This is a genomic window from Tessaracoccus zhenghani (assembly GCF_055326325.1).
In genome coordinates, this window is sequence record NZ_JBUZNQ010000001.1 from 212703 (window position 1) to 232602 (window position 19900).

The 19900-nt window shown below is 68.1% G+C and carries 17 protein-coding genes; 2 read left to right on the forward strand and 15 right to left on the reverse strand.

The features are described 5' to 3' along the window. Nucleotides 1–118: 118 nt before the first annotated feature. Nucleotides 119–3418, reverse strand: a complete 3300-nt coding sequence (locus ACZK4S_RS01035; protein ID WP_463643092.1) for an ABC transporter ATP-binding protein/permease — start codon at nucleotides 3416–3418, stop codon at nucleotides 119–121. A gap of 146 nt (nucleotides 3419–3564) precedes the next feature. On the opposite strand from ACZK4S_RS01035, the gene ACZK4S_RS01040 reads away from it, so the two are divergent. Both ACZK4S_RS01040 and ACZK4S_RS01045 read left to right on the forward strand, forming a co-directional pair. Beyond that, nucleotides 3565–5481, forward strand: a complete 1917-nt coding sequence (locus tag ACZK4S_RS01040) for a hypothetical protein (RefSeq protein ID WP_463643093.1) — start codon at nucleotides 3565–3567, stop codon at nucleotides 5479–5481. 75 nt (nucleotides 5482–5556) lie between these two features. Then, the gene (locus tag ACZK4S_RS01045; protein WP_076060654.1) at nucleotides 5557–5937 is read left to right on the forward strand and encodes a phage holin family protein; all 381 of its coding nucleotides are present in this window, start codon (nucleotides 5557–5559) and stop codon (nucleotides 5935–5937) included. A 251-nt stretch (nucleotides 5938–6188) separates the two neighbouring features. Here the strand turns inward: ACZK4S_RS01045 and rpsQ are convergent, their stop codons facing one another. From rpsQ to ACZK4S_RS01115, 14 genes are all read right to left on the reverse strand, one after another. Next, nucleotides 6189–6482 (reverse strand): 30S ribosomal protein S17, encoded by a 294-nt coding sequence (gene rpsQ / locus ACZK4S_RS01050; RefSeq protein ID WP_076060656.1) that lies wholly within the window; start codon nucleotides 6480–6482, stop codon nucleotides 6189–6191. Nucleotides 6483–6484: 2 nt separating this feature from the next. Then, nucleotides 6485–6715, reverse strand: coding sequence for a 50S ribosomal protein L29 (gene rpmC, locus ACZK4S_RS01055; protein ID WP_076060659.1), 231 nt, complete (start codon nucleotides 6713–6715; stop codon nucleotides 6485–6487). Next, a complete protein-coding gene (rplP, locus tag ACZK4S_RS01060) occupies nucleotides 6715–7134 on the reverse strand; it encodes a 50S ribosomal protein L16 (protein WP_076060661.1) in 420 nt (139 codons plus the stop codon). Before rplP ends, rpmC begins: the two co-directional genes overlap by 1 nt. Nucleotides 7135–7136: 2 nt before the next feature. After that, the gene (gene rpsC / locus ACZK4S_RS01065) at nucleotides 7137–7946 is read right to left on the reverse strand and encodes a 30S ribosomal protein S3 (protein ID WP_076060663.1); all 810 of its coding nucleotides are present in this window, start codon (nucleotides 7944–7946) and stop codon (nucleotides 7137–7139) included. Nucleotides 7947–7949: 3 nt separating this feature from the next. Further along, nucleotides 7950–8351, reverse strand: a complete 402-nt coding sequence (rplV, locus tag ACZK4S_RS01070; protein WP_076060665.1) for a 50S ribosomal protein L22 — start codon at nucleotides 8349–8351, stop codon at nucleotides 7950–7952. A 27-nt stretch (nucleotides 8352–8378) separates the two neighbouring features. After that, the gene (gene rpsS, locus ACZK4S_RS01075) at nucleotides 8379–8660 is read right to left on the reverse strand and encodes a 30S ribosomal protein S19 (protein WP_076060668.1); all 282 of its coding nucleotides are present in this window, start codon (nucleotides 8658–8660) and stop codon (nucleotides 8379–8381) included. Between the two features lie 18 nt (nucleotides 8661–8678). Next, entirely contained in the window at nucleotides 8679–9515 is an 837-nt protein-coding gene (gene rplB, locus ACZK4S_RS01080; protein WP_076060670.1) for a 50S ribosomal protein L2, read from the reverse strand. A 28-nt stretch (nucleotides 9516–9543) separates the two neighbouring features. Then, nucleotides 9544–9855, reverse strand: coding sequence for a 50S ribosomal protein L23 (gene rplW, locus ACZK4S_RS01085; protein WP_182763784.1), 312 nt, complete (start codon nucleotides 9853–9855; stop codon nucleotides 9544–9546). Then, on the reverse strand, nucleotides 9852–10589 hold the full coding sequence (gene rplD / locus ACZK4S_RS01090) for a 50S ribosomal protein L4 (protein ID WP_076060672.1): 738 nt from the start codon (nucleotides 10587–10589) through the stop codon (nucleotides 9852–9854). The genes rplW and rplD overlap by 4 nt, the downstream gene beginning before the upstream one ends. Further along, nucleotides 10586–11242 carry a 50S ribosomal protein L3 gene (gene rplC, locus ACZK4S_RS01095; protein ID WP_076060674.1) on the reverse strand — a complete coding sequence of 219 codons (657 nt, stop codon included), beginning with the start codon at nucleotides 11240–11242 and terminating at the stop codon, nucleotides 10586–10588. Before rplC ends, rplD begins: the two co-directional genes overlap by 4 nt. Nucleotides 11243–11253: 11 nt before the next feature. Next, nucleotides 11254–11565 carry a 30S ribosomal protein S10 gene (gene rpsJ, locus ACZK4S_RS01100; RefSeq protein WP_040284687.1) on the reverse strand — a complete coding sequence of 104 codons (312 nt, stop codon included), beginning with the start codon at nucleotides 11563–11565 and terminating at the stop codon, nucleotides 11254–11256. A gap of 348 nt (nucleotides 11566–11913) precedes the next feature. Beyond that, the gene (locus ACZK4S_RS01105) at nucleotides 11914–14874 is read right to left on the reverse strand and encodes a glycoside hydrolase family 2 TIM barrel-domain containing protein (RefSeq protein WP_463643094.1); all 2961 of its coding nucleotides are present in this window, start codon (nucleotides 14872–14874) and stop codon (nucleotides 11914–11916) included. A gap of 114 nt (nucleotides 14875–14988) precedes the next feature. Beyond that, the gene (locus ACZK4S_RS01110; protein ID WP_463643095.1) at nucleotides 14989–17565 is read right to left on the reverse strand and encodes a glycoside hydrolase family 101 beta sandwich domain-containing protein; all 2577 of its coding nucleotides are present in this window, start codon (nucleotides 17563–17565) and stop codon (nucleotides 14989–14991) included. 34 nt (nucleotides 17566–17599) lie between these two features. After that, nucleotides 17600–19888: a sulfatase-like hydrolase/transferase gene (locus ACZK4S_RS01115; protein WP_463643096.1), complete on the reverse strand. Its 2289-nt coding sequence runs from the start codon at nucleotides 19886–19888 to the stop codon at nucleotides 17600–17602. Between the last annotated feature and the right edge of the window lie 12 nt (nucleotides 19889–19900).

Genomic DNA, 19900 nt, shown 5'->3' on the forward strand with positions numbered 1-19900 from the left:
AGTCTAGCCCAGCGGCACCAACGCGCGAAATCGCCCCCACTGAGCGGTTCACCCTACCCCACACCGCCGACCGGACCTGAGCGCCACTCCCCTGGCCCGGTGGCCGACGCCGGCGGCGTCACTCGCTCCGCAGCGCCTCGACGGGGTCCTTGCGCGAGGCGGACGAGGCGGGCAGCAGACCCGCGACGGCGGTGAGCGCCATGCTGATCAGGACCAGGCCGACCGCCGCCTGCCACGGGAGGACCGCCACATTCGGGACGTCGAAGCGGGCATAGACGATGGCGTTGGCCGGGATGGTGAGCAGCGCGGTGATCGCCACTCCCAACACGCCGGCGACGAAGCCGACGATGAGGGTTTCGGCGTTGAAGACCCGACGGATGTCGCGCTTGCTGGCGCCGACGGCGCGCAGGATGCCGATCTCCTTGCGCCGCTCCAGGACCGAGATGTAGGTGATCACGCCGATCATGATCGACGACACCACCAGGGAGATCGCCACGAACGCGATCAGCACGTAGCTGATGGTGTTGATGATGTCGGTGACCGAACTCATCAACGCACCCACCAGGTCGGAGTACGTGATGACCTGTCCTTCGCGACCGGTCTCACGCATCCGCTCATTGTAGGAATCGAGCAGGTCGGTGATCTGCGCTTTGGACTCGAAGTCGATGGGATAGATGTTGACCGCCGACGGCTCGTCGGGCGACGCGTAGCCCAGGGTCCTCAGGGTGGACTCGTAGGTCGCCGCCCGGGTGGAGGCGGTCGACATCAGCAGCTGCGTGAGTTCCTCCTGGCTCTTGTCCATCTGGAACGAGGCCATGAACGCGTCCTGGTCGATGCTCACCGCCTCCCGCAGGTCGTCGGCCAACCCGGCCATCGAGGATTCGACCGCACTACCCAGCTGCGCGGTGATCTCGTCAGTCAGTTGCGCAGCGACATCACCCATGTAGACCTGCATCACCTGTTCGAGGTAGGAGCCGAGCTCCGCCTGGAGTTGCCGCTCCAGCGCGTCGGTGTCCACCACGTCCAGGGCGGTGTCGAGCAGCGCCTGCTGCTGGTCCGCGAGGAACACCTGGGCGTTGCCGGTCACGTCAGCGGGATCCAGGCCCTGCTCGGCGGCCCAGGCGAGGTAGGCACCCAGCTGGGTCTCGACGGCGGTGCGGTCGATCCCCAGTTCCAGCGCGATCGCCGTGAGCGTCGAGTCCGCCTCGGGTGAGGCCAGGAAGGCGGGCATGGCGACGGTCGGATCAGCCGGGTCCAGACCGTTCTCATTGGCGTAGATGGTGTACGTCTGCAGGAAGACCGGCAGCTGGGCCAGGATCTGTTCGGTGCTGACGGCGGGCAGCTCCTGCATCGGCACCGCGGGCATCTCGGGCAACTGGATGAGGTTGGCCGGATCAAGACCCTCCAGCACCGAGGTGAGGTCCAGCGGGGGCAGCTTCGCCGGGTCGATGCTGAGCGACGACATGTCGAGGTCCAGCTCGAGGCCGCTCAGATCGGGCTGCAGCTTCGATTCGTCGACGGTGAACGCGGCTGTGACGGCCTCCTCGTCGATGGTGAACAGCGAGGTCAGGTCCAGCTCCTCCCGGGGGGCCTCATCTGTGAAGCCCCGGCCGGTGAACACATTGACCGATGGTTCGGCGAGTTGCTCGCGGACGATGGGTGCCTCCGCCGCCTCCGCCATCAGGTACTCGGTCAGGGCCGGCGTGTAGTAGATGCCGGGGCTCAGGGTGGCGTTGCCGTCGTCCGCGGGCCGCGCGATCCCGACCACCTTCACCGGCGTGCCCTCCGCCACCAACTGTGCGACGTGGCTCTGGTCCTGGCTACGGTCGGTCCACACGTCGAAGTCGTCGTCGTGCACGTAGTACTCCGCGGCGTTCACGAGCTTGAACGAGACGTCCATCACCTCGTCGTAGGAGAAGTCCCGGGTGGTGGTGGGTGTGACGACGTCTTCCTCTGCCATCATCTGCCGGACCATCTCGTCGAGCTGGGCGGGATCGAGCAGTCCCATTGCGTAGAGCGCGAGGTCGCTGATGCCGCCGGTATCCGTCAGCACCACGAGCATCTCGTCGTGCGCGGCGGGCCAGCGCCCTGAGACCACGTCGTACTGCTCCTCGACGAGACCCAGGTCACCCACAAGCTCGTCGAAGGCGCTGCTCCGCAACCCGGCGGTCACCCCGCCCGCCGCCGGGGAGCGCGCGAAGCCGAGCGCCACCATGGCCGCGTCGGGGTTCACCTGGCGGGGGTCGCTGCCCCCGTCGTCGGCGTACAGCTGGGGGGTGACGTCGTAGGTGTACTCGACGGCGTTGACCAGCGAGTCGATTCCGCCGCCGTTGTCGTCGAGGTAGGTCTTGAGTGAGCCCAGGTCGTTGGTGCCCACGCTCGAGAACATCTTGGCCATGAGTGGCACCTCACGCACCTGCGCGTCGTCCGCGCCGCCCGGCCCGTCGTCCCCCAGCCCGCCGGAGACCAGCATCGCGGTCATGTCGAAACCCTGCGCTTGAATGGTGAGCGGGTACTGCGAGAGCGTGTCCTCCTCCACACCCTTGATGTAGCCCTGGACGCCGTTGGCCAGGGCCAGGATGGCGGCGATGCCGATGATCCCGATGCTGCCGGCGAACGACGTCATGAGCGTGCGCCCCTTCTTCGTCATCAGGTTGTTGAAGGACAACGCGATGGCGGTGAGGAAGCCCATGCTCGTGCGACGGGCCCAGCCGTGGCCGGCCGGGGCGAGCGCTGCGGGGAGGAAGGGATCCGTGTCCTCCACCACCCGGCCGTCGCTGAGGTGCACCGTGCGCGTGGCGTACTGCTGGGCGAGTTCGGGGTTGTGGGTGACCATGACGACGAGCCGGTCCATCGCGATGCTCGTCAACAGGGCCATGATCTGGACGCTGGTGGCCGAATCCAGGGCGCCGGTGGGCTCGTCGGCCAGCAGGATCTCCGGATCGTTGATCAGCGCCCGGGCGATGGCGACGCGCTGCATCTGCCCGCCGGAGAGCTGGTTGGGCCGCTTGTGGATGTGCTCCCCCAGACCCACATCCTCGAGTGCCGCCCGCGCCCGGCGGCGGCGCTCCGAACGCGTGACACCTGCCAGCGTGAGCGCGAGTTCCACGTTGGCCAGCACGCTCTGGTGCGGAATGAGGTTGTAGCTCTGGAAGACGAAGCCGACGCGGTTGTTGCGGTAGGTGTCCCAGTCGCGGTCGCGGTACCGCTCGGTGGAGACGCCGTCGATGACCAGGTCGCCAGAGTCGTACTGGTCGAGCCCACCGATGAGGTTGAGCATGGTGGTCTTGCCGGAACCGGAGGGGCCGAGGACCGCGACGAACTCACTGTCGCGGAAAGCGATGGAGACGTCGTCGAGGGCGACCTGACTGAAGTCGCCTGTGGTGTACGACTTGCGCACATCCCTCAACTCGAGCATGTCGGGCCTCTCCTGATGGCGTGTGATCCCGTTCCAGTTTCCCACTGACCGAAAACGGGTTGTCCACAGGGTCGGCAACGCGTGGTGATCCCGTGGACGGTTTGACCACAGTGGTGGTGCCAGACCCCATCCCCCTTGGAGAAACAATGACGTGGCGTCCGCTCTGTACCGCCCTGATCGCGCTGTTCACCTTCGCGCTCATGATCCCCACCGCCTCCGCCCGTCCGCAGGACGGCCACCTCACCGATTCGGGTCACATGGTGGCCCTTCCGGGCACCGGCACCAACTGGTACGGCGCCTACCACGTGGACAGGCAGACGGCCTACTGCGCGGACCTCATGGCGGACGGTCCCCGCAACGCCTCGTCCTGGGTACAGGCCCCGGGAGGCTACGTCCTCCGCAAGCAGAACCGGGCCAGCCACGGCACTCACGGCAACGGCAGCGCCGCGGCCACCGACCGTGAGTTGGCCGAACTGGCCTGGGTCCTCATGGCCACCGGACAGCAACCCGCGCCCGATATCGGTGCGGCGGTGGAGCACTTCGTGCGGCTACGGACCATCGACGGCGCCCACCAGCAGGCCCGCGAGGAGCAACGCTGGGGCGCCGTCGTCACGGCGCACCCGGGTGCGCGGGCCCAGTTCGACCGGCTCGAGAGAGAGGCACGGCTCTATGCCGGCCCCTACACTCTGGAGTTCAACTGGCAGGTCCGGCCATCGCGCAAGTCCCCCACGGGGCACGTGATCGTGGCGGTCCGGAGCGCGGCTGGGGTGGCGGTCCCGCATCGTGCGTTCAGCGTCGCGGGAAGCGGCAACCTTCAGATCGTCGAGGCCCCCACGTCCACTGGGGAGGGCGGCGGCGCCCACGTGCGGGTTTCCCTCCCGTCCCCTGAGGAGTCCACGGTGCGGGGCACGTTGTCGGTCCAGGTGCGGGGTCTGCCCGGCGCCCGACCGAAGCTGTACCTCCCCCAACCGGCCACCGTGCAGCGCCTGCTCGCCGCTCCGGACCTGGTCAAACTGAACGACTCCGTGAGCGTGGAATTGAAGCCAGAGGTCTTCCACCCCACGCTCACCACCAGGACCCGCGACGTCATCGCGCACAGCGGGGCACCGGCCGTGGACATCGTCACGCTGACGAAGGGCCGGCCAGGTGCGGAGTTCACCGGCACCAGCGCGCTGTACGGGCCGTTCGCCTCCCTGGCAGAACTGAAGGCGTCCTCGCGCTCGGACGCGCCCCTGGTGGACACCGCCACCTTCTCCGGCAGCTACGACGCCCATGGCGACGCGGAGGTGGCCACCACCGAGCTCCGCTTCCCAGAGGCCGGCTACTACACCTGGGCGGAATCCCTGGACGCGCGGCCGACGGTGGTGCCACCCGCTCCCCCTGCCTGGCCACAGCTGCCGGAGACCGGCGTGGTGCTGAACCCGAGCGTCACGTCAGTGCTGACCGCCGACGGGGCGCGGGAACCCGCGGAGGTCGGCACGGTACTGGCGGACCGGATCGACCTCGGCGGCATCCCTCCCGGCCTGGAGGTACCCGGCAGTGATGAGCCCCTCAGCGTCAGCGTCTCCGGGAGGATCGCCGGCCCCGTGGCCGCCGTCCGGACGGCGGCCGGGGACTCCTGCGAGGCCGCCGACTGGACGGATGCCGCCACCCTCGTCGAGTACGAAGACACGGCATGGACAGGGGAATCACTTGACGGGTTGGCGCGCTCTACGCCGACGACGCCGGGCTGCTACTCAGCGGAGGCGACGGTGACCATCAGGCACGGGACCGCCACTGTGGGCACCAGCCGGCATCCGTTGGGCGTCCCGGAACAGACCATCCTCGTCACCCCGGCACCACGGCCCACCCCCGAACTGCCCTCCCCCAGCCCGTCCCCGACGCCTTCACCGACGCCTTCACCGACGCCGTCGCCGACACCTTCGCCGACACCTTCGGCGCCGCCCTCCCCGCAGCCCACGCCGCTCGCAGCCACGCCGTCGGGATCTGCCACGCAGACCACCCACAGCCCGTTCCCTGCGGCCACCCGCACCCGGCCGGGTCTCCCCTCCACCGGACGCTGACGGATGCGGGCAGATCAGGGGTTGATCAGGGTGCGAACTCCAGACGCGCACCACGCGCCGTGGCAGGCTTGTGACATGCAGTTCATCGGCAGGCTCATCGTCACCGCACTCGCCACCGCCATCGCGGTCTGGCTGGTGCCCGGAATCACGCTGTCTTCCCCCACCCTCACGGACAAGGTGCTCACGCTGCTGGGAGTTGCGATCGTCTTCGGGCTGGTCAACGGCATCGTCGCGCCCCTCGTGAAGGGGCTGGGCACCTGTTTCATCGTGCTGACCCTCGGCCTCGCCCTGCTCGTCATCAACGCGCTCATGCTGATGCTCACCTCGTGGCTGGCGCGCCTCCTCGGCCTGGGATTCCAGGTCGACGGCTTCTGGCCCGCCTTCTGGGGAGCGATCGTGATCGCCATCGTCGGCGCCCTGTTCGGCGGCCTCCTCGGTAGCCGCAACAAGGACTGAACCCGTCCCCCGGCATAGTCCAGCCGGTAAATTCACCGTATCTACCAGCGATAGGGCTGGCGGTCATCAACTCGGCTGTGCAACTCGTCGGGGTGCTCGCCTTCGGCTGGCCGGCCGGCAGCATCTTCCTGCTGCTCTGGACCCAGAACCTGATCATCACGCTGGTGGTGGAAGTTCCCCACCCACTGACCCCGAACACAACATTGGCCCGCCCCCGTGAGGGGGGCGGGCCAATGTATGCGAACGGTGCCTTACTTGGCGCGCTCGATGATCTCAACCAGACGCCAGCGCTTCTGCGCCGACAACGGGCGGGTCTCCATGACGCGGACGCGGTCGCCGATGCCGGCTTCGTTGTTCTCGTCATGGGCCTTCAGACGGGAGGTCTTGTTCATGACCTTGCCGTACAGCGGGTGCTTCACGCGATCCTCGACGACGACGACGATGGTCTTGTCCATCTTGTCGGAGGCGACGATGCCGGTGAGCACCTTGCGGCGGTTACGGTCCTCGACCACAGGGGTCTCGGAGGGGGTGGTGGAATCAGTCATGGTCACTTCTCCTCAGCGGGCTCGTCCACGATGCCGAGGTTGCGTTCCTGCAGCACGGTGTAGATGCGGGCGATGTCCTTGCGGACGTTGCGCAGCCGGCTGCTCGACTCCAGCTGGCCGGTGGCCGCCTGGAACCGAAGACCGAACAGTTCCTCCTTGAGCTCAACTACCTTGGCGTTGAGCTGGTCACGCGACAGACCACGCAGGTCGTGTGCGGCGAGAGACTTACTCATCAGTTGTCACCTGCTTCGCGCTTGATGAAGCGTGCCTTGAAGGGCAGCTTGTGGATGGCCAGACGCATGGCCTCGCGGGCGACATCTTCAGTAACACCAGAGAGTTCGAAGATGACCCGACCGGGCTTGATGTTGGCGATCCACCACTCGGGGGAACCCTTGCCGGAACCCATGCGGGTTTCGGCCGGCTTCTTGGTCAGGGGGCGGTCCGGGTACACATTGATCCAGACCTTACCGCCACGCTTGATGTGACGGGTCATGGCGATACGAGCGGCCTCGATCTGACGGTTGGTCAGGTACGAGGGTTCGAGCGCCTGAATGCCGAAGTCACCGAAGGCGAGCTTGGTGCCGCCCTTGGATGCACCGCTCCGCTTGGGGTGGTGCTGCTTACGGAACTTGACGCGACGAGGAATCAGCATGCTCAGGCTCCTGCGTTCTCAGTTGCGGGCGCAGCCTCAGCCTGGGCTGCGTCGGCGCGACGGCGACCGCCGCGCTCGGGACGGTCACCGCGACCTTCGCCGCGTGCCGGGCGACGGCCCGGACGCTGCTGACGACCAGCGGGGGCGGCCTGACGGGCAGCCTTCTGAGCGGCGCGCTCGGCGCGGGTGCCGGCGACGTCGCCCTTGTAGATCCACACCTTCACGCCGATACGGCCGAACTGGGTGCGGGCCTCGTAGAAGCCGTAGTCGATGTCGGCGCGGAGGGTGTGCAGCGGCACCTGGCCGTCGCGGTAACCCTCGGAGCGGGACATTTCAGCGCCACCGAGACGACCGGAGCACTTGATGCGGATACCCTTGGCGCCCGCACGCATGGCGGTCTGCTGGGCACGACGCATGGCGCGACGGAAGGCGACACGGGCGCCGAGCTGTTCGGCGACACCCTGGGCGACGAGCTGCGCATCGATCTCGGGGTTCTTGACCTCGAGGATGTTCAGCTGGATCTGCTTGCCGGTCATCTTCTCGAGCTCAGCGCGCGTCTTCTCCGCCTCGGCGCCGTTACGGCCGATGACGATGCCCGGACGGGCGGCGTGCAGGAAGATGGTCACTCGCTCCGAACGACGCTCGATCTCGATCGACGAGATGCCGGCGCGCTCGAGGTTCTTCGTCAGGAACTCACGGATCTTGACATCCTCGCCCACGAGCTCCGCGTACTGCTTGTCGCTGTACCAACGGGTCTTGTGGTCGGTGGTGATGCCCAGGCGGAAGCCATGCGGGTTGATCTTCTGGCCCATGACTCAGGCTCCCTTCGTCTCGCGGGGTTCGACAACCACGGTGATATGCGATCCACGCTTGAGGATGCGGCTGGCCGAACCCTTGGCGCGGGGGCGGATCCGCCGGAGGGTGACGCCCTCGTCGACGAATGCTTTGGAGATGTACAGGTCGTCAGACCGCAGGGCCTCAGCCGACTCCGCGTTGGCCACGGCCGAAGCCACAACCTTGAAGACCGGCTCGGAAGCGGCCTGCGGGGCGAACTTGAGGGCGACGAGGGCGTCCTTGACGTCCATGCCGCGTACCAGGTTGACGACGCGACGGACCTTCGTGGGGCTCATCCGGACGTGCCGCGCGATGGCGAACGAGCCAGGACGATCCCCGAGCAGGTTCTCGCGACGACGGCTGTTGCCGTTTTCGTTGCTCATTGTTGAATCAATTCCTTATCTCGCGCCTCAGCGGCGACGGGCCTTCTTGTCGTCCTTCACGTGACCCCTGAAGGTACGCGTCGGAGCGAACTCGCCCAGCTTGTGACCGATCATGGACTCGGTGACGAACACCGGGACGTGCTTACGGCCGTCGTGCACCGCGATGGTGTGCCCGAGCATGTCGGGAATGATCATCGAACGGCGCGACCAGGTCTTGATGACGTTCTTGGTGCCCTTTTCGTTCTGAACGTCCACCTTCTTCTGCAGGTGGTCGTCGACGAAGGGGCCCTTCTTCAGGCTGCGTGGCATATTTCTTCAGGCTCCCTATCAGCGCTTCTTACCGGTCTTGCGACGGCGGACGATCAGGCGGTTGCTCGCCTTCTTCTTGCTGCGGGTGCGGCCTTCAGGCTTGCCCCACGGCGAAACCGGGTGACGGCCACCGGACGTGCGGCCTTCGCCGCCACCGTGCGGGTGGTCGTGCGGGTTCATGACAACACCGCGGACGGTCGGGCGGACGCCCTTCCAACGCTTGCGGCCTGCCTTGCCCCAGTCGATGTTGGACTGCTCGGCGTTGCCGACCGCGCCGATGGTGGCGCGGCAGCGGACATCGACCATGCGCATTTCACCCGACGGCATACGCAGCGTGGCGTACTTGCCTTCACGGGCGACCAACTGGATGGCGGAACCGGCGGAACGGCCCAGCTTGGCGCCACCACCCGGACGCATCTCCACCGCGTGCACCGTGGTGCCGACGGGGATCTGACGCAGCTCCAGGTTGTTGCCCGGCTTGATGTCGGAGCCATCACCAGCGGAGATGACGACGCCCTGCTTGAGGCCGGCCGGCGCGATGATGTAGCGCTTCTCGCCGTCGGCGTAGTGCAGCAGCGCGATGCGAGCGGTGCGGTTGGGGTCGTACTCGATGTGAGCGACCTTGGCCGGCACGCCGTCCTTGTCGTAGCGCTTGAAGTCGATCAGGCGGTAGGCCTGCTTGTGTCCACCACCGATGTGACGGGTGGTGATACGACCGGAGTTGTTACGACCACCGGTCTTCGGCTTGGCGACGAGGAGCGACTTCTCCGGCGTGGAGCGGGTGAGCTCGACGAAATCGGACACACTCGAGCCGCGACGGCCCGGCGTAGTCGGCTTGTATTTACGGATACCCATGAAGTTTCTGTTCCTTCTCTAGTTCCGGTCAGCCAACCGGCCCGGCGAAGATGTCGATGCTCTGACCCTCGGCAACGGTGACGATCGCGCGCTTGGTGTCGGCGAGCTTTCCGGTGCCGTAGCGGGTGCGGCGACGCTTGCCCTGACGGTTGAGGGTGTTCACGGACACGACCTTGACACCGAAGATGGCCTCAATGGCGATCTTGATCTCGGTCTTGTTCGCGTCGGGCGAGACGACAAAGGTGTACTTGCCGTCGTCGAGCAGGTTGTAGCTCTTCTCGCTCACCACAGGACGCAGGATGACGTCGCGGTGATCGCGGATCTTCAGCGCTGTCGTCACTTGTCCTTCTCCTCAGTGTTGTCGGCCTTCTTGGCCTTCTTCGCCTTGGGCGCCTCTTCGACAGCGGCTTCCTCAGCGACGGGCTCTGCCACCGCGTAGTCCTCGTTCTTGTCCGCGACGAACGCGGCAAGGGCTGCGGAGGTGAACACGATCTTGTCGTTGGCCAGCACGTCGTAGGTGTTGAGCTGGTCAACCGCGATCAGGTGCAGCGACGGGACGTTGCGCAGGCTCAGCCAGGCGTTGTCCTCGAAGCGGTCCAGGACGACGAGCGCCTTGCGGATGTCGCCGGCCACCTTGGTGAGTCCTGCGAGTGCCACCTTCGTCGACGGCTTGTCGCCGGCGATCTCGGAGATGACGTAGACCTCGCCGTCACGGGCGCGATCCGACAGGGCGCCACGGAGGGCGGCCGCAATCATCTTCTTGTTGGTGCGCTGGGCGTAGCTGCGCGGCGTGGGGCCGTGGACAACGCCACCGCCGGTCCAGATCGGGGAGCGACGCGAGCCGTGGCGGGCACGACCGGTGCCCTTCTGACGCCAGGGCTTTGCGCCACCGCCGCGAACCTCGCCGCGGGTCTTGGTGTCGTGCGTGCCCTGACGGGCCGCGGCCAGCTGGGCCACGACGACCTGGTGGATCAGGGGGATGTTGGTGTTCGCGTCGAACAGCGCGGCGGGGAGGTCGGCCTTACCGGCCTTCTTGCCCTTGGCGTCCATGACGTCGATGGTCAGATCGCTCATGCTGCGTCACCCTTCCTAGCTGCGGTGCGGACGACGACGAGGGACCCGTTGTTACCGGGGATGGCGCCGCGCACGATGAGCAGGCCACGTTCCGCGTCGACGGCGTGGATCTTCAGGTTCTGCACGGTCACCTTGGCGTTGCCCATGCGGCCCATCATGCGGGTGCCCTTGAAGACACGACCGGGGGTGGCGCAGCCACCGATGGAACCGGGGGCACGGTGCTTGCGGTGCACACCGTGAGAGGCCTTGAGGCCGGAGAAGCCGTGGCGCTTCATGACGCCCGCGGTGCCCTTGCCCTTGGTGGTGCCGGTGACATCGATGAACTCGCCGTCGGCGAAGAGTTCAGCGGTCAGTTCCTGACCGAGCTCGAACTCCGACGCGTCGGCGGTGCGGATCTCCAGCAGGTGCTTGCGGGGCGTCACATCAGCCTTGGCGAAGTGGCCAGCGGCAGGCTTGGTCACGTGCTTGGCCTTGATGGCGCCGAAGCCGAGCTGCACGGCGTTGTATCCGTCAACCTCGGGGGTGCGAACCTGGGTCACGACGCAAGGGCCGGCCTGGATCACGGTCACGGGGACGACCTTGTTGTTCTCGTCCCACAGCTGGGTCATGCCGAGCTTGGTGCCCAGGATGCCCTTCACGATTCGTTCACTCATTTCAGCAGACCTCACGGAAGCTTGATCTCGATATCGACACCCGCAGGCAGGTCAAGACGCATCAGCGAATCGACTGTCTTCGGCGTGGGATCGAGGATGTCGATCAGACGCTTATGCGTGCGCATTTCGAAATGCTCACGGCTGTCCTTGTACTTGTGGGGCGAACGGATGACGCAGTACACGTTCTTCTCCGTCGGCAGCGGCACCGGGCCGGCCACCTTCGCACCCGTGCGAGTCACGGTGTCGACGATCTTGCGCGCCGAGCTGTCGATGACCTCATGGTCATACGCCCGCAGCCTGATGCGGATCTTTTGTCCAGCCACAGTCGTTCCTAACTTCTCTTGCCCTTTGGAAATTTCAAGTTCCTGCGGGGTAAAACCCCTTGTCGCCCCGTACCACGCGGTCGGGAGTGTCGGTCATTTGGTCTCAACCCAAGCGGCCCTCCCAGGAGGGTGAACCTCTGTGATTTGCGCCGCCCGGACCCAGTGATGGATCCAGCTGCCCGACCCCGTTCCAGAGACGTCCCGCAGCGTAGACACGCCACCGAACTCCTCGCGGAGCAACCTGACTATTTAAGCACGCCTCTGGGACAGGTCCAAATCGGGGTGTCCGAAGCGCTCCGGGTCTGCGCGGGGCGTTCCCCGCACAGACCCGGTGTCGCCCCTTGAGCGTCAGAGGTGGAAGCGCAGCGCCCACTGGGCGGCGCGCGGTCGCAACTGGTACTCGGGCCGGACGTCAGGCCCGCAGGACCGTCCGCCCAGGCCCTGCTGCTGCACGTCCAGGTACAGATGGGTACCCGACGACGGGGGCAGCTCGTGGGGATGCGTGGCGGCCGTGACCTGGTGGACGTCGTGCGCCCGCAGGGTGAAGCCGGGCAGTTCGCCGGCCACCGGCTCCGCGGAGACGGCCATACCCAACTCGGGCAGCGTCAGTTCCCTCAGCTCGCTGCGGTGACCGCTCTCCTGCGGGACGGCGTAGTCAACGACGAGGTCCTCGATCGCCGAGTCGAACCGGCCCACGTGGGCGGCCGCACGGGAATCGGCATAGTTCTCCGCCGGACCGGTGCCGAACCACTCGGCACGCTGCAGCCCCTCGGGAAGGGTGAAGTGCAGGCCCACGCGGGGCCAGCCGCCCGTCCAGCCCGCAGAGGGCAGGGCGGAGGCGTCCAACCGGAGGCCCTCCGCGTCCAGCGTCCACACCAGTTCGACGGTGACCGCCCGTTGCGTGGCGGCCGGGGCGTAGCGGTGCAGCATGGTCACGGACCCGGGCGCGGTGCGCACGGAGACCACGCGGCGCTCCACCCTGTCCAGGCCTGCGGCGCGCCACTGCTTCTCCCATGCGGGCCCGTCCGTGACGCCATGGCGGGCGACGGCGGGCTCCTCCTCCGCGTAGGAGTGGAAGCCGTCCAGCCGGTCGTTCTCGGTGGGGGCGCGCCACAGTTCGAGGCGGGGACCCGCCACGACGCGGCCACCGATGGACAGGAGGTCCCCGGTACGCGCGTCGAAGCGCCCCGGGCCCAGCGTCAGCACGCCGTCCTCCTCCGAGGGGAGATCTGCCGAGACGAGCGGGCGCAGGGTGGCCGGCGCGTCGGCGAGCAGGACCTGGCCGCGGCTCACCACGTGGCCCTCCCCCGCCCACCCGTTGTCGCCGACCAGCACGGCCTCGACGGTGCGCCAGAGTTCACCGTCGCGGGGCTCGAAGCCGGGCAACGAGACGACCGCGAGGGCGCCGGGGGCGAGCGCGTCGACCTTCAGCTCGCCGGAGCCGATCTGGCGCCCGTCCAGTTCATCGCGCCAGACGAAGCGCAGGTCCGCGGTGTCGCCGTCGTGGCGGCGGTTCTCGATCAGCACCTCGCCCGCGGTGACGTGCAGCTTGATGGGCGTGATGACGGCCGCGTACTCGGCGAGCATCGGGCTGGGGGTGCCGTCAGAGAGCAGCATGCCGTCGGTCACGAACGAACCGTCATGGAGGGGTTCGCCGAAGTCGCCGCCGTAGCCGAAGAACTCCTGCCCGTCAGCGGTGCGGGTGCGCAGACCGTGGTCGCGCCACTCCCAGACGAAGCCACCGTGCCACTGCGGGAGCGTGTCGAACAGCTCCTCATAATCTGCCAGCCCGCCTGCCCCGTTGCCCATGGCGTGGGCGTACTCACACAGGATCATGGGCCTCCCGGCGAGCACCGCGGCGCGCCCCGGCGAGCCGAACCTGTTGCGCCCCAGGCCCGCGGACAGGTCCTCCATCTCCTCGAGCGACGGGTACATCCGGGAGACGACATCGGTGTAGCGGCCCTCGAAGTCGGGCTCGTAGTGCACGGGGCGCTCGGGATCCCGACGGTGCAGCCACGACGCCATCGCCGCGGCGTTCTGGCCGGTCCAGGACTCGTTGCCCAACGACCAGGCGATGATCGACGGGTGGTTCTTGTCGCGCTCGAAGAACCGCTCGATGCGGTCGAGGAGGGCGGCGCGCCACCGTGGGTCGTCGGTGGGGTTGTCGACCCAGCCGTCCAGCTCGAACCCGTGGGTCTCCAGGTCGTTCTCCGCGATCACCCACAGGCCGATCTCGTCGGCGAGGTCCAGGAGCCGCGGGTGCGGTGGGTAGTGCGCGGTGCGCAGCGCGTTGATGTTGTGCCTCTTCATGAGGCGGAACTGCTCGCGTACGACGTCCTCGTCGAAGACGCGGCCGTGGTCCGGGTCGTAGTCGTGGCGGTTGACGCCGCGCAGCCGGAGCTTGCGGCCGTTGACGCGCCACTCGTGCCCGACGATCTCGATGCGGCGGAAGCCGACGCGGAGGCTGCGGGTTTCGGCGTCGTTGGTGACCTCGGCGTCGTACAGCGTGGGGCGGTCGGCGCTCCAGGGGGACACCTCCCCCACCTCGATGACGGCCACGTCCCGGGCCGAGGCGAAGGTGGCCTCCACCCCCAGCGCCGCGACGCGCACGGTGATCGGGTAGGCCGCGTCGGCGGCCCGCAGCTCTGGGAGGAGGCGGCCATGCCCGGTGGCGGGGTCGAAGTCGGCCCGGAGCCACACGTCGTCGATCCCCGCCGCGGGACGCCCCAGCACGGTGACCGGGCGGAAGATGCCCGGCAGCCACCACTGGTCCTGGTCCTCCAGGTAACTGGCGGCCGACCACTGGTGCACGCGGACGTGCAGCACGTTGACGCCGGGCCGGGCCTGTTCCGTGACGTCGAGTTCCTGGGTCAGGCGGCTGCCGCGCACGACGCCAACCTCGGCCCCGTTCAGCGACACGATCGCCAGCGACTCGACGCCGTCGAAGCGGAGGTGGACCCGTTCGCCGAAGCCCTCCTCGAGCTCGAACGTGGTGCGGTAGTCGCCGGTGGGGTTCTCGTCGGGCACGAACGGCGGGTCCACCGGGAAGGGGTAGTTGATGTTCGTGTACGCCGGCCTGCCCCACTCCTCACGCCCCTGCAGCACCCAGTGCGAGGGCACCGCGATGGTGTCCCAGCCCGAGTCGTCGAAGTCGACCGCCGCTGCACCCTCCGGCGCCAGGTCCGGGCGGGCGACGAAGTGGAACTTCCAGGTGCCGCTGAGGTCGCGCTCAGCCGCCGTCGACGCCACACGGGCCCGCGGTTGGACGCGTCGGCCTGATCCGGGGGAATACGACGTGATCTCAGACATGCAGGAACCTCTCGGGTGCTCGGATGGAGGGGACACATCCACCCTAGTCCCCGTGCCGGGATGCTGGGTTTGATGCCGTCCGTGGCATCAAACCCAGCACTGAGCACCAGAGGGTCAGCCGCGCTTCTCGGGGCCTCCGAACATCACGATGTTGTTGAAGACCCACTCGTTGCGCTGCGAGAAGGTGTACCCACCCGCAGGCTTCGCAGTCGCGGCGTACACCGTCGTCATCGTGTAGGAGCGACACGCGCCCCTACCCGTCGCCGCGGTGTCGCACTCGGTTCGCCACTGCCGGCCGGCCGACGTGAACACGCCGTCGTTCGTGGAGCCCGCGTCGCCCAGCGGGTTGCCCTTCCATGCCGCCCGCGTCATGTACGGCAGGTAGGTGAGGTTGTTGAAGGCCCAGCCGCTCTCGCGTACGAACGCGCCGTTCTCGACCTTGACCACCGTGGCCCAGATGTCGGTGCGGCACCGCTCCGTCTGCGAATACGGTTCGCACACGGTGTTCCAGTCGCGGCCGTTGATCCCCTTGTGCAGCCCGGCCAGGGTGTAGGGCGCGGTCCGCACGAACTTTGCGGGGGCCGTCACCGTGGGCGTGGGCTCAGGCGACGGGCTGGTGGGCGGCGTCGGGCTGACCTTCGGCGCCACGGTGATGCTGAAGCTGGCCGTGGCCGTGAGCCCTGCGGCGTCGCGCGCCGTGACGGTCACCTTGTATGTGCCGGCCGTCGTCGGGGTGCCGGAGATGACCCCGGTGGAGGGAGCCATGGCCAGGCCCGAGGGCAGGCCCTGCGCCGCATACGTGAGCGGTCCGCCCTCGGGGTCCGTGGTCCGCACCGTGATGGTCACGGCCGTGCCCACCTTCGCCGCCGTGTTCGCGACGGTGAAGGCGGCCGGGGGCAGGCTCTCGCCCGAAGGCGCCTCGGCGGCCGGGAACAGCACGTAGGCGGTGGCGGGCTGCGCCACGATCGTGACCTGTCCGTCGGTGGGCGTCACGGTGCCCACCTTCGCGCGACCCTCGTCCGTCAGCCTGAACAGGGTCAGGGAGGGTTGGTTGAGCCACGCATCCGTCAGCAGCCAGGTGGTGGTACCACCGGCGGGGTTGTAGTGGTAGAGCCGGTCCGGGCCAACGTCGGTCCACTCCCGGCCGCCGTCGCGCCAGGGCAGGAGGTAGGCGCCGTCCTTGACGATGGTGGCGCCGTCGAAACGCACCTCGGTGGCGGTGGCGACGGTGCCGTTGGCGAAGGTGGCCTCGGCACCGGTGCGCTTGGTGAGGCCGGAGCGCTGCAGGAACTTGGCCGGCAGGTTGGTCTCCCAGACCGCGGTCGTGATCCCTGCGTCACCCTCGGCGACCTCCCGGGCCGCGCCGAGGATCGGGTCGTCGTCCCAGCCGTCACGCAGGCCGTTGTACACGAAGCGGATGACGTCGGAGTCCTTACCGGTGTTGACGGTGGGATGGGTGGCGACCACCCAGCCCTGCTCCTGGAGGGCGGCGTTCAGCAGCTGCGCGGCAGGGGCGTCGAGTGCCTCGTCGAAATAGAGGGTGTCCACGTTGAGCGGGCCAGAGTCCCACAGTTCCTGGTAGCCCGCTGCGAGCCCCGGGGCGGGGGTCGCAGCGCTGACGTCGTAGCCGAAGGTGGTGTTCAGCGCCACACCCTCATCGGAGAGGGCGGTGAGGTCTTCGGTGGTGGTGGGATCTGGCGCCGCCACCCCGGTCAGCACGACGCGCTGGCCGAGGTTCTCGGTGGCGGCCGAGAGCTGCCGGGTGGCTGCGAGGATGTCGGCGGCGGCGCCGGACGGGGCGCGGACGATGACCTCATCGGCCACCTCCTCCGCACCGTTGCCGAGGTCCACCAGCCGACGGGCGGCCACACCCGCGTCCTGCCAGTCGACGGCGCCGTCACCGTTGGCGTCCCTGGCGAGTTCCACCTCGACGTAGGGGTCTGCACCGCCCTGGCCGATGCCTGACCAGGTGCCCGCCCACAGTGATCCCAGCGGCTGGGTGTCGCCGGACCGGATCTGGCGTTCCCAGCGGCTGTTCGCATCAGCACCGGTGGCGTTGGTCCCGAAGGCGGCCGCCAGGTTCGACTCGTGCGCCAGCGCGAGCCACGAGCCGGCTACCGCTCCAGGCGCCGCGTCGGTCAGCTTCTCGTAGGTGTCTCCCCCGGCCACGCCTGCCACCGCCACGCGTGCGGTGGTCAACTGGGCGGCCGGGTCCGAGCCGTCGAGCGTCACCAGGTCGTGGTTGGGGATGCGGAGGCTCTTGACCACGGCCCCGGGATCTTCCAGGTCCGTGAGCGTGAACCGTAGCCTCTGGCCCGAAATCTCCGCCACCACCGTCAGCGAGACGCCGGTCAGGTCGGGGAAGGACAGCGCATAGGACGCGCTCCTCCTGTCGTGCGCCACGACGGGGTCCGCGACGCTCACGGGCTGGACGGTGCCGTTGACCTCGACGGTCGTGAGCGCCGCTCCGAGGCGGCCGGCCAACTGGTCGTCACCGAGGCGGTAGTCCACCACCTGGGGGAAATCGGGGTGCAGGCGGACCTTGAAGTCGTAGTCCTGCAGTTCGATGGCGCCGGCGGGTACCACCACGGCCGGGTCGCCGGAGGCGAACTGGTCGGTGAGCGTCATGCCGCCCACGGCGAGCGCCGCGACGGTGATCATGGAGGCGATTCGGTGCTTCTTCAAGAACATGTCGATCTCAATCCTTCTCAAAATCCTCGGGCGCTCAGCGCCAGAACTCGATCTCGCGCACCACGAAGTGCTGGCCGCTGACCTCGTAGGTGCCGGGGGTCTCGAGCCGGACGTGGGTGGCCTTCCCGGGCGCGAAGGTGATCGTGTTCCACGTCGGCCCCGCGCTTCCGCCGATCGCGTACTCCTGGGTGGCCACGGTGGTCCAGTTGACGCCGTCCTCGGAAACCTTCACGTCCAGCGACCTGGGACGCTCCGTGTCGCTGCGGAGCAGGAACCGCACCTGCGCCACCGTGACGGCGGCCGGCGCCTGGGCCTGGATCCAGTGGGGCGGCGCAGCGTGCGATGGCGTCCACTGGCTGTGCCAGAAAGTGTCGGTGTTGCCGTCGAAGGCGTGCTCCGGGCGCCCACCCCGGCCGTTCCCGGAGAGGTCGGTGGACGAACTCGCCGTGAAGGTCCAGCCTGTGGTGGGGACCCGCACCGGGTTCTCCGGCGGCGGGGCAGAGGCCACGGCGGTGGTCGTCGCCGTGGCCGTCGCCACTTCCCGGTGGCCGACGAGGAACTTCGCCGAGGCGGTCAGTGGCTGCGCGCCGGAGGCCGCCGCAGGGACCGTGACCTGGAAGACGAACTCCCGGCTGCCGCCCGGACGGATCGCCGCCCGACTGCGTCGCGGCGCCTGCACCGTCCAGCCCGCCGGTGCCTCCAGGTGCAGGTCGACGCGCGTGTACGGGTTGTCACCGTGGTTGTCGAAGCGCACCACCACCTGCGTCGTCTCGCCCGGCGGGAGATACGCGGGCGGCTCGATGACGAGGCCGCTGACGCTCCACTTCTCCCGGGGGACGGTGGGCTCTGTCCATTCCTGCTTCATCAGGGCGAGCATGGAGCCCGCGAGCGACGGGTTCTGGGCAGCGACGTTGACGTTCTCGCCGAGGTCGGTGGCCAGGTCGTACAGGCGGAAGTCCCACAGATCGTCCGCGACCGTGCGGTCCTTGGCGGGCGCGAAGCGGATCGCTTTCCAGTTGCCGCGCCGTACCGCTTCGGCTGCACGGGTGGTGGAGCCCCCCTCTGCCTCGTTGGCGCGCGGGGTGGCATAGGGCTCCACCCGCCACCAGTACAGGGGCCGCTCCTGCAGCGGCAGCTCATAGTCGTTGCTGCTCGGCGTCGAGGCGTCGAACGTGCTGCGGATGGAGCCACCGTCGATGAACGGGGGAACCGGGGCGCCGGAGAGGTCGGCGAGCGTCGGCAGGATGTCCCAGAACGCCAAGGGCTGGGAGACCTCTGTACCGGCGTTGCTGCCCATGTAGCCGGGCGCCCAGATGATGGCCGGTGTGCGGATGCCGCCCTCGTGAAGGTTGCGCTTGTAGCCGCGCAGCGGCCCGTTCTCGTCGAAGAAATCGGGGTTCAGCGGGATGCCGGCGTGCGAAGCCTCCTCATGGGGGCCGTTGTCGGAGAGGAAGATCACGATGGTGTCGTCGGCGATGCCGTGCTGCTCGAGCTTCGCGACGATCTGGCCGACGTGGCCGTCCAGGCGGGTGATTTGCGCGGCGTGCGCCTTCTCCCCTTCACCCCACGGTTCGTCCGCGTAGGGCCCGTAGTCCGGCACGTGCTGCGGTGAATGGGGGATGTTGGTGGACACCAGCACCATGAACGGCTTGTCCTTGTTGGCGTCGATGAACTCGAGAGTCCGCTCGGTCACCAGATCCGGCGCGTAGGCGCCGTTGGCGCCGTTGTAGTTCTCGGGGATCTCGACCCGGGTCTGGTTGTGCCAGAGATAGGTCGGGTAGTACTGGTGCGCGTGGATGTGGGTCAGGTAGCCGAAGAACTCGTCGAAGCCCTGGAGATTCGGGTGGCCGTAGTGGCCAGGCGCATCCGGTGAGAAGCCCCACTTGCCGAACAGCGCCGTGGTGTAGCCCTGTGACTGGAGGAGGTGACCGAAGGTGACCTCGTCCGGCCGGAACGGGTCGTCGACCGAGGTGGTGGGGTTCTGCCGGACGGTGGCGTGGCCCGTGTGCATGCCCGTCAGCAGCGTGCAGCGCGACGGCGCGCAGACGGCGGCGCCGGCGTAGAAGTCGGTGTAGCGCACCCCCTCGGCCGCCAACTTGTCGAGGACGGGGGTCTTGATCTGTTGTTGCCCGTATGAGCCGAGGGTCCCGTAACCCAGGTCGTCGGCGAGCACGAGTACCACGTTGGGCGACCTGCGTCCGGATGACGCCGCCTGGGCGCTCGTCGTCCTCCAGGCTGCACCTGCGAAAGCCGCGGCGCCCATGGCGCCGCCTCCTGCCACCAGGAATGCCCTCCTGTTGAACGGGGCTGTGTGACCCTGCATCGATCCTCCTCG